At 67.3% G+C, this 16124-nt stretch carries 13 protein-coding genes and 1 pseudogene; 4 read left to right on the top strand and 10 right to left on the bottom strand.

All coding sequences use genetic code 11. The features are described 5' to 3' along the window. Nucleotides 1–28: 28 nt before the first annotated feature. Genes BLQ28_RS03130 through BLQ28_RS03120 form a run of 3 tightly spaced genes read right to left on the bottom strand, consistent with a single transcriptional unit; the run spans nucleotide 29 to nucleotide 2235 of the window. On the bottom strand, nucleotides 29–826 hold the full coding sequence (locus BLQ28_RS03130; protein ID WP_093237085.1) for a transporter substrate-binding domain-containing protein: 798 nt from the start codon (nucleotides 824–826) through the stop codon (nucleotides 29–31). 56 nt (nucleotides 827–882) lie between these two features. Continuing rightward, nucleotides 883–1536, bottom strand: coding sequence for an amino acid ABC transporter permease (locus tag BLQ28_RS03125; RefSeq protein WP_093237084.1), 654 nt, complete (start codon nucleotides 1534–1536; stop codon nucleotides 883–885). 27 nt (nucleotides 1537–1563) lie between these two features. Continuing rightward, entirely contained in the window at nucleotides 1564–2235 is a 672-nt protein-coding gene (locus BLQ28_RS03120; RefSeq protein ID WP_093237681.1) for an amino acid ABC transporter permease, read from the bottom strand. 205 nt (nucleotides 2236–2440) lie between these two features. Between BLQ28_RS03120 and BLQ28_RS03115 the strand changes: the two are divergent. Then, nucleotides 2441–3178: pseudogene (locus BLQ28_RS03115) on the top strand (metallophosphoesterase). 9 nt (nucleotides 3179–3187) lie between these two features. Here BLQ28_RS03115 and BLQ28_RS03110 read toward each other — a convergent pair. Together BLQ28_RS03110 and BLQ28_RS03105 are read right to left on the bottom strand one after the other, a co-directional pair. Further along, the gene (locus BLQ28_RS03110; RefSeq protein ID WP_093237083.1) at nucleotides 3188–3727 is read right to left on the bottom strand and encodes a cysteine hydrolase family protein; all 540 of its coding nucleotides are present in this window, start codon (nucleotides 3725–3727) and stop codon (nucleotides 3188–3190) included. A gap of 71 nt (nucleotides 3728–3798) precedes the next feature. Continuing rightward, nucleotides 3799–5391 carry an esterase/lipase family protein gene (locus tag BLQ28_RS03105; RefSeq protein ID WP_093237082.1) on the bottom strand — a complete coding sequence of 531 codons (1593 nt, stop codon included), beginning with the start codon at nucleotides 5389–5391 and terminating at the stop codon, nucleotides 3799–3801. A 330-nt stretch (nucleotides 5392–5721) separates the two neighbouring features. Between BLQ28_RS03105 and BLQ28_RS03100 the strand changes: the two genes are divergently transcribed. Beyond that, nucleotides 5722–6840, top strand: a complete 1119-nt coding sequence (locus BLQ28_RS03100; RefSeq protein WP_093237081.1) for an MBL fold metallo-hydrolase — start codon at nucleotides 5722–5724, stop codon at nucleotides 6838–6840. Between the two features lie 63 nt (nucleotides 6841–6903). Here BLQ28_RS03100 and BLQ28_RS03095 read toward each other — a convergent pair whose 3' ends face one another. From BLQ28_RS03095 to BLQ28_RS03075, 5 genes are all read right to left on the bottom strand, one after another. Then, a complete protein-coding gene (locus tag BLQ28_RS03095) occupies nucleotides 6904–7095 on the bottom strand; it encodes a hypothetical protein (RefSeq protein WP_093237080.1) in 192 nt (63 codons plus the stop codon). Continuing rightward, entirely contained in the window at nucleotides 7095–9509 is a 2415-nt protein-coding gene (gene parC, locus BLQ28_RS03090; protein WP_093237079.1) for a DNA topoisomerase IV subunit A, read from the bottom strand. The genes BLQ28_RS03095 and parC overlap by 1 nt, the downstream gene beginning before the upstream one ends. A gap of 38 nt (nucleotides 9510–9547) precedes the next feature. Further along, nucleotides 9548–10465: a lytic transglycosylase domain-containing protein gene (locus BLQ28_RS03085; RefSeq protein ID WP_093237679.1), complete on the bottom strand. Its 918-nt coding sequence runs from the start codon at nucleotides 10463–10465 to the stop codon at nucleotides 9548–9550. Between the two features lie 99 nt (nucleotides 10466–10564). Beyond that, nucleotides 10565–12562, bottom strand: a complete 1998-nt coding sequence (locus tag BLQ28_RS03080) for a DNA topoisomerase IV subunit B (protein ID WP_093237078.1) — start codon at nucleotides 12560–12562, stop codon at nucleotides 10565–10567. 75 nt (nucleotides 12563–12637) lie between these two features. Then, the gene (locus BLQ28_RS03075) at nucleotides 12638–13546 is read right to left on the bottom strand and encodes a LysR family transcriptional regulator (protein WP_093237077.1); all 909 of its coding nucleotides are present in this window, start codon (nucleotides 13544–13546) and stop codon (nucleotides 12638–12640) included. A 90-nt stretch (nucleotides 13547–13636) separates the two neighbouring features. On the opposite strand from BLQ28_RS03075, the gene BLQ28_RS03070 reads away from it, so the two are divergent. Further along, nucleotides 13637–14842 (top strand): serine hydrolase domain-containing protein, encoded by a 1206-nt coding sequence (locus BLQ28_RS03070; RefSeq protein WP_093237076.1) that lies wholly within the window; start codon nucleotides 13637–13639, stop codon nucleotides 14840–14842. After that, nucleotides 14835–16043, top strand: a complete 1209-nt coding sequence (locus BLQ28_RS03065; protein WP_371126555.1) for an MFS transporter — start codon at nucleotides 14835–14837, stop codon at nucleotides 16041–16043. Before BLQ28_RS03070 ends, BLQ28_RS03065 begins: the two co-directional genes overlap by 8 nt. Nucleotides 16044–16124 lie beyond the last annotated feature (81 nt).

Raw genomic sequence — 16124 nt, 5'->3', positions numbered from 1 at the left:
GGGTTCCGTCGTCGGTTCAGCGCTGGGCTCAGTTCATCTTCGGCAGGTCGACCTGCAGCCACTTCTGGTAGAGCTTGTTCAGCTCGCCATTGGCGGTGTTCTTCTGCACGAAGTCGTTCACCGCCTTGTGCAGCTCTTCCTGGCCAGGGCGCATCGCGATGCCCATCGATTGCTGCACCAGCGTGAACTTGTTTTCGTAGGTGTTGGCGGGCACGCGCTTGGCGATCTGCGCCGCCACGGTGACCGAGCAGCCGATGGCATCGACCTGGCCCGAGATCAGCGCCTGCATGGCCGATGCGTCGTCGTCGAAGCGGCGGATCTCGGTGCCTTCGGGTGCGGCCTTGGTCACGGCCACGTCTTGCGTGGACGCACGGGCCACGCCCACGCGCAGGCCCTTCAGGTCGGCGGCCGCCTTGATCGGCGTCTTGCTCGCGCCGTACAGCACGATGGTCGCGGCCGCGTACGGCTGCGAGAACTGCACCTGCTTCGAACGCTCGGGCGTGATGGCCAGCGAGGCGACCAGCACGTCGACCTTGTTGGTCAGCAGGAAGGGAATGCGGTTCGGGCCGGTCACCGGCACGATGTTGGCCTTGACGCCCCAGTCCTTGGCCAGCAGCTTGGCCACGTCGGCGTCGTAGCCGTCAGGCTGGTTCTTGGCGTCGGTGGTGCCGTAGGGCGGAAAGTCGACCAGCATGCCGATGGTGATCTCGCCCTTCTTCTTGATGTCGGCCACGCTCTGGGCCGAGGCGAAGGGTGCGAACACGGTCAGCGCGGCGCCGAGGCCCAGGGCTGCGATGGCAGCACGGCGGGTGGTGGTAACGGTCATTGGATGTGTCTCCTGAATAAAGAAAGGAAGCGACGAGAAAGGAAAAGCGAAAAGAGTCAACGTGCGAGCGCCTGGGCGCGCTTGCGCTCCATGCGGGCGGCCAGCAACGAGAGCGGCCAGCAGATCACGAAGTAGATGGCGGCCACCACCGAGAACACGATGAGCGGCTGGAAGGTGGCGTTGTTGATGATCTGCCCGGCGCGCGTGATCTCGGTGAAGCCGATGATGGCCGCGAGCGACGTGCCCTTGATGATCTGCACCAGGTAGCCCACCGTGGGCGCCAGCGCGATCTTGAAAGCCTGCGGCAGCACCACGTCGCGCATGCGGGCCGTGTACTTCAGGCTCAGTGCCTCGGCCGCTTCCCACTGGCCACGCGGAATGGCTTCGATGCAACCGCGCCAGATCTCGCCGAGGAAGGCCGCGCTGTTCAGGATGAGCGCCACGCCCGCGGCAATCCACGGGTTGATGTCCAGCCCCAGCACCGGCGCGCCGAAGAAGATCAGGAACAGCTGCAGCAGCAGCGGCGTGCCCTGGAAGATCTGGATGAAGGTGGTCGCGGCGGCGCGCGCGCCCTTCGATTCGGAGGTGCGCATGAGCGCGACGATCAGCCCGAGGATCGCGCCGCCGACGAAGGCGATGGCCGAGAGCGCCAGCGTCCACTGGGCCGCTTCGAGGATGAAAAGGAATTCGGGAAAGCCGAAGGTACGCATGATGGTTCTTGCTCCGTCCGTCGTCGGTTACCGGCGGTCCGGGTAGTTGAGCGTGCGCTTGTAGATCAGCTTGAACATGGCCGAGAAGGCCAGTGCCAGCGCCAGGTAGATGGCGGCCACCACGATGTAGATCTCGAAGCTGCGGAAGGTCTGCGACTGCAGGTTGGCGGCCACCGAGGTCAGGTCGTCGGCCGAGATGACCGACACCACGGCCGAACTCAGCATCAACAAGATGAACTGGCTCGTGAGCGCCGGGTAGATGGCCTTGAGCGCGGGCTTGATGATGACGAAGCGGAAGATCTCCCAGGGCTTGAGGTTGAGCGCGCGGCCCGCCTCGATCTGCCCCTTGGGAATCGACTCGATGCCCGCGCGGATGATTTCCGTGGCGTAGGCGCCGAGGTTCACCACCATCGCCACCAGCGCGGCCGTCTGCGGCGACCAGCGCAGGCCGATGGCCGGCAGCGCGAAGAAGAAAAAGAACAGCTGCACGAGGAACGGCGTGTTGCGGATCACCTCGATGTAGGCATTGACGAGAAAGCGCAGCCAGCCCGGCCCCGAGGTCTTGCCCCAGGCGCAGAAGATCGCGACCACCAGCCCGAGCACCGTGGCAACGAGCGACAGCTGCACGGTGATCCAGGTGCCCTTGAGCAACAGCGGCCAGGCGGCGAAGACGGCGTCGAATTGAAACTGGTAGTTCATGGTGAAGCGGCCGCGAATGGCCACGTGCATGCTTCAAAAGCAATGCTTGCAGCTTATATGAAACCGGTTTCAGACCAGATCAGGGATTCCCCTAGGTGGGCGTTTTGTCCCACGCCTTGCGTGTCTCGCCGAGGCAAGGGGACAGAGATTGCGGGCGGCCTAAGATGCCGTCTCTCCCCTTCCGGTCATTGCTCAAGGTCAGCGCATGCGCATCGCCATCGTCTCGGACATCCATGGAAATCTTCCTGCGCTCGAAGCCGTGGTCAGGGACATCGGCCGGCGCAGCGTCGATGCCGTCGTCAATCTGGGCGACAGCCTCTCAGGGCCGTTGATGCCGCTTGAAACCGCGCAGTTCCTGATGGCACAAGACTGGGTTCATCTCGCGGGCAACCACGAGCGCCAGCTCCTGACCTTGCCTGCCGAGCGGCGCGGCCCGTCCGATGCGTTCGCGCATTCGCGGCTCGGCGCGAAGGAGTTCGAGTGACTGGCTTCGCTGAAGCCGAGCCTTCGCTTCAGCCCGCAAGTCATGCTCTGCCACGGCACGCCGGACAGCGACCTTGTGTACTTTCTGGAGACGGTCGAGCCGACATGCTTTCGCGCGGCCACGATGCCGGAGATCGATGCGCGGCTCGGCCAGGTCGATGCCGAACTGATCGCCTGCGGACACACGCACGTGCCCCGCGTGGTTCGTGCATCCAGCGGGCAGTTGATCGTCAATCCGGGCAGCGTCGGGCTGCCGGGGTATGACGACATTCATCCGTGGCCGCATGTCGTGGAGACGGGCTCGCCGGATGCGCGCTACGCCATCGTCGAGCGCTCGGAAGATGGCTGGATTTCCACGCTGGTCTCGGTGCCCTACGACCACGCGAAGATGGCTGCACTGGCAATGACGCACGAGCGGCCCGACTGGGCGAGTGCGCTGTCTACCGGGCGCCTGCCCTAGCGCCTTCGATCAACCGCCCAGCGCGATGTCGGCGCTCGCGATCGCGCGGATCGGCACACCGAAGCTGGAGATGTCCGACAGCGTGGCGTTGTGGTGCGCCCTGATCTGCGCGCCCGTGGCGTGCGGCTTGTCGTGCGAGGTGTGCGCATCGGCCGCGAGCACCACCTCGTCATAGGCCAGTGCTGCGGCGCGTCGCGTGGTGGTGTCCACGCAGAATTCCGACGAGTAGCCGCAGATGACCACGCGCCGCACGCCCTGCCCCGACAGCCACGCTTCGAGCGGCGTGCGCAGGAAGGAATCGGGCGTGGTCTTGCGGATCTTCGTGTCGCGCGTGTCGACATGCAGCGCACCTGCAAGCTGCCATCGCTCGGAATCGAACTCCAGGTCGACGGCGTTCTCATGCTGGATGAAGGCCACGGGCACACCGGCCGCGCGGGCGCGTTCGGTGAGCGCGTTGATGCGCTCGATGACTTCTTCGGCTTCGTAGGGACGCGGTGCGTCGTCGCACAGGCCGCGCTGCACGTCGATGACAAGGATGGCAGTTTTCATGGCGTTGGAAAGAAGAAGGGCTCTGGACGGGCCAGAGTATGCCGCCCGTCATGCACCGGCCGCGCGCCGGCTCACTCCCAGGCGCTGACTTCCAGCCGCACCTTGCCGCTGATGCCCGGTGCCGCTGGCGCGGCGCCGAGGCTGGACAACGGCACGATGAACTGCAGCTTACCGCCGGTCAATTGCTTCGGGCTCATCGGCAGCGAGGCCTGCCCCGCCGTGTCGGTCTGCCAGCCGTACTTGACGTTCCAGTTCTGCGCCGGATCGTCCACCGTGGGCGGCGTCAGCTCGATGACCAGCGTGTCGCGAAACAGCGAGCTGCCTTCGTAGTGGCCGTCGAGCCAGAACTTGTTGTTGACCTGGTAGTCGGGCACGCGCACGCCCAGCGTCATGGCGTAGGCGAGCGTCGGGCGGTCCTGGTTCACGCGGGCCTTGTTGGCGAGGAACACGGTCGACAGGTAGATCGAGCGGCGATCGGGCGTGGCCGGGTCGGTCAGCTCCTTGTGCGTGCGGCAGGCGGGCGAGTCTTCTTCGGCCACGCGCCGGCTCAGGTACCAGCGCTTGCCGCGCGGCGCGGCGAGCAGCTCGACCTGGTAGAGCGCATCGACGTCGGCGCCCGCGGGCAGGTCGGGCGGCAACGTGACGCCATCGACGTCGAACCACAGGTCGACCCGCACGTCGCCGAACAAAAAGCGCACGAGGTTCTGGTAGGCCTCTTCGGAATTGACGATGCCGAAGTAGCCCGAGTGCGAACGGAAGGCGTAGGCAGTGGCCACCGGGCCCGTGTTGCCCGCATCGTCGATGGACCAGAGCGAGGCGTTCTCGATGCGCACCAGCCCGTCGCTGCCGTGGCCCGCGAACATGCGCGACAGGCCCTTGGCGGTTTCGTAGTCGCCCCGGTTGGAGCCCACCATGCAGAAGAAGCGTTCGGCCGGAAAGGCCGATGTCGGCAGGTAGTCCATGCGGCCGTTGACCGCCGGCGTGGCCAGGTACTCGGACATCTTGTCGCGGTTGAAGGTGTTCATCTCGTTCACCGTGAGCCAGGCCGGCACGTTGATGCCGCCCATCTCGATGCCGTTGTGCGGCGTGGCATAGGTGAACACCTTGTCGACGCAGGCGCGCGCATCCGCATCGCCCAGCGCGGGGTTCTGCAGGAAGGCGCGCACCACCAGGCCACCCATCGAATGCGCGACGAGGTAGCAGCGGAAATCGGCGAGCGCATAGCCCGGCCCCTCGCGCTGCGCCACGAGGTCGCGCACGCGCAGGATCAACTGGCTCAGGCCCTGCGCGTAGACCTTCACGTCCCGGGCCTGGCCATCGCCCAGCAGTTCGGAGCCGCTGTCGTAGTAGCGGTAGATGACGACCGAGGCGGAGGGAATGCCGTCCACGTCGTTGCCGTTCTCGTCGGGCGAAGGCTTCCAGTCGTCATCGAGGATGTCCAGCCCGTTCTGGTAGACGCTCTGGTACTGGAAGTCGGCCAGCAGGCGCACCACCGGCGATTCGAAGACGAACTTCTGCGCTGCCGCATCCTTCTTGACGGTGGCCCGGTAGACGGTGGAGCCGGCATTGAAGCCGCAGAACGGATCGGCTGCGGTGTCGTCGCGCTCGGCCTCGGTCATGGCGTAGCCGCGCACGTAGATGATGGGATAGCGATTGCCGCTCATGCCTTGCCTCCTCGAGCCAATGGAAGCCCGCCAGTGTGCCGGCCCGGAAAGACAGCCGCCATACAGCGCATGGCATAGGACCCGGCCAGCACAACGGCAGCGCCCCTTGTGCACAGGGCATCGGGTGCTCCCCGCAGCGAAATAAAGGAGGAGGGGCGAAGCCCCGGGGGACATTCGCGGAGGGGAGTACCCGATGTCCTGTGCACGCGCCCCGAAAAAATGCCGCCGTATGCCCCTGCTCCCAGAATGTTTCTACGGCTGAAACCATTGAAACGTCCGTCGTGGCTAGTCTCCAGCCATCCCATACATACGATTGCAGAGGGTCTTCTCATGGCTGACGATTCGGGCTCGCAGGGCGCCTACCTGCCCCAACTGCTGCGTCGCGGCACCGCGCTCGCCGCGGCCGGCTGCGCGTTCGTCGCGGGCTGCAGCGCCGCCGGCGGCGAGGCGCGCTACGACACCTCGCCGCAGTTCAAGGACGGTGGCTTCCACAACATGGCCAACCCCGACCTGCCCGCCCAGGCCAGCGCATGGCGCATCTGGTCGCGCTTCATCGTCGGCAGCAAGATCGACAGCGTGCCGGTCGATGCGATTCCCGTGCAGCCGATCGACCGGGCTGCGCTCGACGCGCTCGACACCAAGGCCAACCACGTGGTGCGCCTGGGCCACTCGTCGCACCTGCTCAAGCTGCGCGGCAAGTACTGGCTGATCGACCCGGTGTTCAGCGAGCGCGTGTCGCTGGTGCAATGGGCCGGGCCCAAGCGCTTTCACAAGCCGCCGATCGCGCTGGAGCAACTGCCGCCCATCGAGGGCGTGGTGCTTTCGCACGACCACTACGACCACCTCGACCTGGCGACCATCCAGCACCTTGCCAAGAGCGCGCGGCACTACTTCGTGCCGCTGGGCGTGCGCTCGCGCCTGCTGGTGATGGGCGTGCCGGCCGAGCGCGTGACCGAACTCGACTGGTGGCAAGAGGCCGAGCACGACGGTGTGAAGCTCACGGCCACGCCCGCCCAACACTTCTCGGGCCGCACGCTGGGCGACCGCGACCGCACGCTGTGGGCCTCGTGGGTGCTGCAAAGCGGCGACCAGCGCATCTTCTACAGCGGCGACTCGGGCTACTTCCCGGGCTTCAAGCAGATCGGCGAGCGCTTCGGCGGCTTCGACATCGCGCTGATGGAAAACGGCGCCTACGACGCCATGTGGCCCGCCGTGCACATGACGCCCGAGCAGTGCGTGCAGGCCTTCGAAGATCTGCGCGGCAAGGTGTTCTTCTCGGTGCACAACAGCACCTTCGACCTGGCCTTCCACACCTGGCACGACCCGCTGGACCGCATCGCGGCGCTGACCGAAGCCAGGAAGATCGAACTGGCGACGCCGGTGATCGGCGAAGTGGTGACGGTGGGCGCGGCGCGCACCAACACGCGGTGGTGGGTCGGGCTGAAGTAGCACGCGGCGAACGCGCTACTGCGCGAATGCCCTACCGAGCAACCCGGCACGCCGGGTCGTGACTCAGCCGCCGCGCTCCTTGCGCTCGCGCGCCCGGCGCACCTGCCGGGTTTCACCGGCCTGCGAGGCGATGCGGTCCTTCTCGCGCTTTTTTGCCGCGCGCTTCTCGCGCATGCGGCGACCCAGCACGAAGCTGCCGAGGCCCGTGACCACGGCAATGAAAAGACCGATGACGCTGATGTCGATGCCGCCCATCACAACACCCGGACGATGCTGGTCGGCTTGAAGCCCAGGTCGGCCGCCTTGCCCTTGCGCGCGCGGGTGCCGCGTGCGTTGTTGAGCGTGCGGATTTCCAGCGTCTCTTCGCGCTCCTTGGCGCCCCGGCCGATGCCTTCGATCTTCACGCTGCGCGTGTAGGCCGCCGCACCTGCGAGCGTGTCCTTGTCGTCCAGGTCGATCAGCGTCAAGCCGCGGCCGCCCTTGGGCAGGCTCTTGAGCTCGGCGATGTCGAAGGTCAGGATGCGGCCACCGGTGGATGCGCAAGCCACGTGCGTGGCTGCCGGCATCGGCTCCGCGCCGCTCGCGCCGCCCACCAGCGAAGGCCTGCAGAGCTGCTCGCCCTCGCCCACGTCGATGAAGGCCTTGCCGCCGCGCTGGCGCGACATCATGTTCTCGACCGTCGCGATGAAGCCGTAGCCACCGGTGTTGGCCAGCAGCACACTCGCGCCCACCGGGCCCGCGAAGAAATGCGTAACGTGCGTGCTGGCGTCGAGCTCGATCAGCGTGGTGACGGGCTGGCCGTCGCCACGCGCGCCGGGCAGCGAGGCCACGGGCACGGTGTAGACGCGCACGGTCTTGTCCTTGGAAGAGCCGAACACCAGCAGCGTGTCGACGCTGCGGCACTCGAAGGCACCGTACAGCGCGTCGCCCGACTTGAAGCTGTACTCGGGCGTCGCCGAGCCCTTTTCTCCGTTCGCGCCATTGGCCGCCGCGGCCTTCTCGCTGGCCCAGCCCTTCTGCGCGCGGACCCAGCCCTTCTGCGACACGATCACGGTGACGGGTTCGTCGACCACCTTCACTTCGGCCACGGCGCGCTTCTCGGCCTGGATGAGCGTGCGGCGTGCGTCTTCGAAAGTCTTGGCATCGGCCTCGATCTCTTTGACCAGCAGGCGGCGCAGGGCCGCGGGGCTGCCGAGGATGTCTTCGAGCTTCTTCTGCTCCGTGCGCAGCTCGTCGAGCTGCTGCTGGATCTTGATGGCTTCGAGCCGTGCCAGCTGGCGCAGCCGGATTTCAAGAATGTCTTCCGCCTGTACGTCGCTGAGGTTGAAGCGCGCGATGAGCGCCGCCTTCGGGTCTTCCGCCGTGCGTATGATCGCGATGACCTCGTCGATGTTGAGCAGCACCAGCTGCCGCCCTTCGAGGATGTGGATGCGCTCCAGCACCTTGTTGAGCCGATGGCGCGAGCGCTTCTCGACGGTGATCTCGCGGAAGGCGATCCACTCGTTGAGCATCTGGCGCAGCGACTTCTGCGTGGGCTTGCCGTCGATGCCGACCATCGTGAGGTTGATCGGCGACGAGGTCTCGAGCGAGGTCTGCGCGAGCAGCGTCGTGACGAACTCTTCCTGGCTGATGCGCGAGGTCTTGGGCTCGAACACCAGGCGCACAGCCGCGTCCTTGCTGGACTCGTCGCGCACCACGTCGAGCACCGACAGCATGGCCGCCTTCAGCTGCGTCTGGTCGGCGCTCAGGGCCTTCTTGCCCGCCTTGACCTTGGGGTTGGTGATTTCCTCGATCTCTTCGAGCACCTTCTGCGTGCTGACGCCGGGCGGCAGCTCGTTGACCACGAGCTGCCACTGGCCGCGCGCGAGTTCTTCGATCTTCCAGCGCGCGCGCACCTTGAGCGAGCCGCGGCCGGTGCGGTAGGCGTCGGCGATGTCGCTCGCGCTGCTGATGATCTGCGCACCGCCCGGATAGTCGGGGCCGGGCACGATGGCGAAGAGTTCTTCTTCGCTGAGCTTGCCGTTCGACTTGATCAGCGCGACGCAGGCGTCGGCGATCTCGCGCAGGTTGTGGCTCGGAATTTCGGTGGCCAGGCCGACCGCGATGCCGCTTGCGCCATTGAGCAGCGTGAACGGCAGCCGCGCGGGCAGGAGGCGCGGCTCTTCGGTGCTGCCGTCGTAGTTGGGAATGAAGTCGACCGTGCCTTCGTCGATCTCGTCGAGCAAAAGGCTGGTGATGCGCGCCAGGCGCGCTTCGGTGTAGCGCATGGCCGCGGCGCCGTCGCCGTCGCGGCTGCCGAAGTTGCCCTGGCCGTCGACCAGCGGATAGCGCTGCGAAAAGTCTTGCGCCATGCGCACCAGCGCGTCGTAGGCGGCCTGGTCGCTGTGCGGGTGGAAGCGGCCGAGCACGTCGCCGACCACGCGCGCGCTCTTGACGGGCTTGGCGCCCACGGTGCCGTTGGTGCCGCCGAAGCCCAGGCCCATGCGCGACATCGAGTACAGGATGCGCCGCTGCACCGGCTTCTGGCCGTCGGACACATCGGGCAATGCGCGGCCCTTGACCACGCTGAGGGCGTATTCGAGATAGGCGGTCTGCGCGTAATCGGCCAGTGTGAGCGTGGTGTCGCCGTCGGTGGGGCCCGCAAGGTCGAGCGGAGGTTGGGAATCCATCGTCTGTCGTTTCCGGAAAATTTTTGTTGCTTGTTTGTTTATTCGTTCATGGCCACCGAGGCCGATTCCGTCGCCGACGAAACCGGCACCTCGGGCATGTAAGGAGAGCTCGGCACCACGGCCGGATCGGGCAAGGCAGGCATCGCAGGCATGCGCGCGGGCTGCTCGGGCGGCATGTTGCCGCGGCCGACCGCGCCGCCCATTTCCATGCGGATGCGCCCCGGCGACTTGCCGCCGCTGCTGCCGCCGCGCCCCGTCACGCCGGGCTTGAGGTACGCGTAGAGCTGCAGCACGGTCTGCACGTAGTTCTGCGTTTCCTTGTAGTTCGGGATCTTGTTGCCCGCGCGCTGCACGGCGCCCTCGCCCGCGTTGTAGGCGGCCAGTGCCAGTTCGATCTGACCCGGGAACATCGCGATCAGGTCGCGCAGGTAACGCGAGCCCGCAGCGATGTTGATGCGCGGATCGAACAGCTTCTTCTCGATGGTCGTGCGCTTGTCGGCCGACACGCCGTAGCGCTGCGCAGTAGCGGGCATGAGTTGCATGAGGCCCATCGCGCCCTTGGGCGAGACGGCTTGCGCGTCGAAGCCCGACTCGGTCGCGATCAGCGCCTGCAGCAGTTCGTAGTCGATGTCGTGCTTGTTCGACGCATCGCGCAGCGCGGCCTTGGCGGTCTTGTAGCTGGGTGAGGCCTCGAACAGGGCCAGCAAGGTCTGCGACGCCGGCGACACCTTGCCGTCGATCTTGCCCGCGCCACGGCCCAGCGGCGAAATGCCTTGCGCGGTGTCGAAGCTCTGGCCGCCGCGAAAGAAGACCTGGTAGCGCTCGTCGATCTTTTCGGATGCGAAATGCGCCACGCCCTTGCTGTCGATGTAGCCGTAGATGTCGGCGGCGTGCGCGCCCTGCAGCGACAGCACGAGGGCGGCGCCCAGCATGAACGGACGGGACCAGCGTTTCATGGCGCTCGCGCTTGCAACGCAAGCCCCCGCCAGCGAACCGCAAATGATCTGGTGCCTGTTCATGCCTTGCTTGCTGAAAAGGAAATATTCGAGTCGGAATCAGACGTCGATATCGACGTCGTCGGCGCGCAGTTCCATGAGTTCGCGCCGGGCGGCCGCTTCGCCCTTGCCCATGAGCTTGGTGATCTCGCCCTGGGTCGATGTGAAGTCGAAGCGTCCCAATTGCACCTGCATCAGGCGCCGGGTATCGGGATTGAGCGTGGTTTCCCACAATTGTTCCGCGCTCATTTCGCCCAGGCCCTTGAAGCGGCTGATGCTCCAGGCGCCTTCGCGTACGCCGTCCTTGCGCAATTTGTCGAGCGTGGCGGTCAGTTCGCCCTCGTCCAGCGCATAGACCTTGGAGGCCGGCTTCTTGCCACGCGCGGGCGCATCGACGCGGAACAATGGCGGCTTCGCGACATACACGTGGCCGGCTTCGATGAGCTTCGGGAAATGGCGGAAGAACAGCGTGAGCAGCAGCACCTGGATGTGCGAGCCGTCCACGTCGGCATCGGAGAGGATGCAGACCTTGCCGTAGCGCAGGCCGCTCATGTCGGGCGAATCATTCGGGCCGTGCGGATCGACGCCCACGGCCACCGAGATGTCGTGGATTTCGGTGTTGGCGAAGAGCCGGTCGCGCTCGACTTCCCAGGTGTTGAGCACCTTGCCGCGCAGCGGCAGGATGGCCTGGCTTTCCTTGTCGCGGCCCATCTTGGCGCTGCCGCCGGCGGAGTCGCCCTCGACCAGGAAGACTTCGTTGTGGCTGATGTCCTTGCTCTCGCAATCGGTGAGCTTGCCGGGCAGCACGGCCACGCCCGAGCCTTTGCGCTTCTCGACCTTCTGGCCGGCGCGCTGGCGGGTCTGCGCGGCCTTGATGGCCAGTTCGGCGAGCTTCTTGCCGTAGTCGACGTGCTGGTTGAGCCACAGCTCGAGCGCGGGGCGCACGAAGCTCGACACCAGCCGCACCGCGTCGCGCGAGTTCAGGCGTTCCTTGATCTGGCCCTGGAACTGCGGATCGAGCACCTTGGCGCTGAGCACGTACGAGGCGCGCGCGAACACGTCTTCAGGCAGGAGCTTCACGCCCTTGGGCAGCAACGAGTGCAGTTCGATGAAGCCCTTCACCGCGGTAAAGAGGCCGTCGCGCAGGCCGCTTTCGTGCGTGCCGCCGGCGCTGGTGGGAATCAGGTTGACGTAGCTCTCGCGCACCGGCTGGCCGTCTTCGGTGAAGGCCACGCACCAGTCGGCGCCCTCGCCTTCGGCGAAGTTGTCGGCGTTCTTGTCGGCATGGCCGCTGCCCTCGAACAGCGGAATGACGGGGTCGCCGTTGAGCGTCTGCATGAGGTAGTCGCTCAGGCCGCCCTTGTAGAGCCACTGCTGGGTTTCCTTGGTCTTCTCGACGGTCAGCGTGACGCTCACGCCGGGCATCAGCACGGCCTTGCTGCGCAGCAGGTGGGTGAGTTCGCCCATGGGGAGCGCGGCCGTCTCGAAGTACTTGGCGTCGGGCCAGGCGCGCACGGTGGTGCCCTGCTTGCGCTCGCCGGCCTCGAGCTTGCGGATCTCGAGCGCCTCGATCACGTCGCCCGCGCTGAAGGCCAGCTTGGCCGCCGAGCCTTCGCGGTGCGAGGTGACTTCGAGCCGCCTCGACAGCGCATTGGTCACCGACACGCCCACGCCGTGCAGGCCGCCCGAGAAGCTGTAGGCGCCGCCCGAGCCCTTGTCGAACTTGCCGCCCGCGTGCAGGCGGGTGTAGACCAGCTCGATCACGGGCGCCTTTTCTTCGGGATGCAGGCCGAACGGAATGCCGCGGCCGTCGTCTTCGATGCTGACCGAGCCATCGGCGTGCAGCGTGACCTTGATCTTCTTGCCATGGCCCGCGAGCGCCTCGTCGGCGGCGTTGTCGAGCACTTCCTGAATGATGTGCAGGGGGTTGTCGGTCCGGGTGTACATGCCCGGGCGCTGCTTGACGGGCTCGAGGCCCTTGAGCACGCGGATGGAGCCTTCCGAATAACCGGACGATGCGGACGATGAATTGGGGGGAGTCTTGGGGGGAGTCGCCATGGGGGCGGATTGTAGTCAGTGGTCTTGAAATAACTGGATACCCATACAGGCATCGCTAGGACGGCGCGGCGAAATTCAGGAACTTTCCCCGTCTTGCGGCTTGAACATGCGGGCGCCCAGGTAGTCGATCAAGGCCCGCAGCTTGGGCGAGGGGTAGCGCCCCGAGGGCCACAGCACGCTCAGGCCGATCGTATGCGGCCGCACGTGGTCGGCCAGCACGCTGCGCAGCCGGCCCGCGGCCAGCGCCTCGCGCACGCTGAAATCGGGCAGGCAGGCGATGCCGCGGCCGCGCAGCGCGAAGCACAGGCGGGTTTCCATGTTGTTGCAGATCATGGAAACCGGCGGCTTGGCCTCGGTGCCGTCAGGCGCCGGCTCGAGCGGCCAGACCTCGACCTTGCCGGTGGCCGGGTAGCGGTAATGCAGGCAGGCGTGGCTTGCCAGATCGGCCAGCGTGGTCGGGGTGCCGTGGCGCGCGAGGTAGTCGGGCGAGGCCACGAGCAATTGCGAGAACGCGCCCAGCCGGCGCGCCGAGAGCCGCGAATCGGCGGGCTCGCCGGTGCGCACCACGGCGTCGAAGCCTTCTTCGATGACGTCGACGAGGCGGTCGCTGAAATCCAGGTCGAGTTCGATGGCCGGGTGGTCGCGCATGAAGTCGGCCAGCACCGGCAGCACCAGCGAGCTGACCAGCGGAAGGCTCACCCGCAGCTTGCCACGCGGGGCTTCGGCGGAGTGCGACAGCTCCTGCTCGGCCGCCTCGATCTCGGCCAGCACACGGCGGCTGCGCGCAAGAAACAGCGCGCCCTCGGCGGTGAGCGTGATGCTGCGCGTGCTGCGGTGGAACAGGCGCACGCCCAGCCGCTCTTCGAGCCGCGCCACGCGCTTGCCCACGGCCGACGCGGACACGCCGAGCGTGCGGCCAGCGGTGACGAAGCTGCGGGTTTCGGCTACCTGGACGAAGACGGTGAAGCCACTGAGGCTGTCCATGGGAAGGCTCCATTGCGGACTTCAGTGTCCGTATTGAGCGGAACTGTATCCCCCTTTTTCCGCAGTCAGCTTCTTCCTATCGTGGGAGGCATGTCACTTCTCCATGAAATCTCACCCCCTTCTTCCGCGCCGGCGACAGCCTGGCGCGGCCCGCAACCGGCGCGCATCGACGCGGCGATCGACCACGCATTGGCCGAGCAGCGGCTGGTCGGCGCCGTGGTGCTGGTCGCCCATGGCGGCCGCATCGTGCACCGGCGGGCCGCCGGGCTGTCGGACCGCGAGGCCGGCCAGCCGATGCGCGAAGACGCGCTGTTCCGGCTGGCCTCGGTCTCCAAGCCCATCGTGTCGACCGCCGTGATGGTGCTCGCGGGCCAGGGCCGGCTCACGCTGGACGACCCGGTCACGCGCTGGCTGCCGGACTTCCGCCCTCGCCTGCCCGACAGCCTTGGCGGCGGCGAGGCCACGATCACGCTGCGGCAATTGCTCACCCATACGTCCGGACTGGGCTATCGCTTCTTCGAGGCGTCGGAAGACGGCCCCTATGCGCGGGCCGGTGTCTCCGACGGCATGGACAACAGCGGCCTCACGCTGGCCGAGAACCTCCGGCGCATCGCGCAGGTGCCGCTGCAGTTCGCGCCCGGCACGGGCTGGCTTTATTCGCTGGCCACCGACGTGCTGGGCGGCGTGGTCGAGGCGGTTTGCGGCGCGCCCCTGGCCGAAGCGGTGCGCACGCTCGTGACCGGGCCGCTGCAGATGCACGACACCGATTTCTTCGCGTCCCGCGACGACGGCCGCCTGGCCACGCCCTACGTGAACGGCCAGGGCACTGCGCCCCGTCGCATGGAAGGCCTGACCGTGGCGCCCGCCTTCGAGGACACCGTGGGCATCCGCTTCGATCCGGCGCGGGCCTTCGATGCGACGGCGTTTCCCTCAGGCGGCGCGGGCATGGTCGGCAGCGCGGGCGACTTCATGCAGCTGCTCGAAAGCCTGCGCGGCGGCGGCGCACCGCTGTTGCCTGCGGGGCTGGTGGACGACATGGGCCGCAACCACACGGGCGCGTGGGGGCCGGACGATGCGCCCGGCTACGGCTTCGGCCTGGGTTTCTCGGTGCTGCACGACCCGCGGGCGGCGCAATCGCCGGAGTCCGAGGGCACCTGGCGATGGGGCGGCGCGTACGGGCACTCGTGGTTCGTCGACCGGACCCGCGCGCTCAGCGTGGTGGCCTTCACCAACACGCTGTACGAAGGCATGTCGGGCCGCTTCGTGGCCGACCTGCGGGATGCCGTCTATGCATGAGCGCACATCACCACAGGCCGAGCGCGCACGGCTGCCGCTTTCGGGCCTGCTCGCGCTGGCAGCAGCCGGCTTCATCACGGTCCTGACCGAAGCGATGCCGGCGGGCCTGCTGCCGCAGATCGGCGAGAGCCTTGCCGTCACGCCCGCGCTGGTCGGCCAGCTCGTGACGGTGTATGCCATCGGCTCGCTGGTGGCGGCCATTCCACTGGTGGCCTTCACGCGCGGCTGGCGGCGGCGCCCGCTGCTGATGCTGGCGATCGGCGGCTTTGCCATCGTCAACACGGTCACGGCGTTGTCGACCCACTATCCACTGACGCTGGTCGCGCGCTTCTTCGCCGGCGTGTTCGCGGGGCTGCTCTGGGCGCTGTTGGCCGGGCATGCGGCCCGGATGGTGCCGCCGTCGATGCAGGGCCGGGCCATCGCGGTGGCGATGCTGGGCGCGCCGCTGGCGCTGTCGCTGGGCATTCCGGCGGGCACGCTGCTGGGCGCGGGCGTGGGCTGGCGCCCGGCGTTCCTGATCATGTCGACGCTGTCGGTCCTGCTGCTCGGCTGGGTTCGCTGGCGGGTGCCCGACTTTCCGGGCCAGGAGGCGGGGCGGCAACAGAGCGTGCGCCGCGTGTTCCTGCTGCCGGGTGTGCGCCCGGTGCTGGCGGTGATGCTGGCCTTCGTGCTGGCCCACAACATCCTCTATACGTACATCGCCCCCTTCCTGGCGCACGCGGGGCTGGGCGGGCGGGTCGACCTGGTGTTGCTGGTCTTCGGCGCGGCGTCGCTGATCGGCATCTGGGTCACGGGGGTGCTGATCGACCGCTGGCTGCGCGAACTGGTGCTGGCCAGCACGGCGGCCTTCGGGTTGTCCGCGCTGCTGCTGGGCGCGGCCACGGGCTCGCCAGCGGCGGTCTACCTGGGCGTTGCAGTCTGGGGTGTCGCGTTCGGCGGTGCGGCCACGCTGTTCCAGACCGCCTCGGCGCAAGCCGCCGGCGACGCGGCCGACGTGGCGCAGTCGATGGTGGTCACGGCGTGGAACCTCGCCATCGCGGGTGGCGGGCTGATCGGCGGCGTGCTGCTGCAAAGCCGCGGCGCGGGCGTCTTGCCATGGTCGCTGGTGGTGCTGCTGGCTCCGGCGCTGATGCTGGCCTGGCGGGCCTGCGTGCACGGTTTTCCGGGCGTGCGCGCTGTCGCGGGCGTGACAGCGCGCTGAAGCCGGGGGCTTTGATGACCGTAGCGCATTGAAAACACGCCGATAAATCATCAATGGCTTTGGCCATCGGCTTGCCTGCCC

It is taken from the genome of Variovorax sp. EL159 (assembly GCF_900100965.1).
Lineage (GTDB): Bacteria > Pseudomonadota > Gammaproteobacteria > Burkholderiales > Burkholderiaceae_C > Variovorax.
This window is presented reverse-complemented; position numbering and strand designations above follow the sequence as displayed.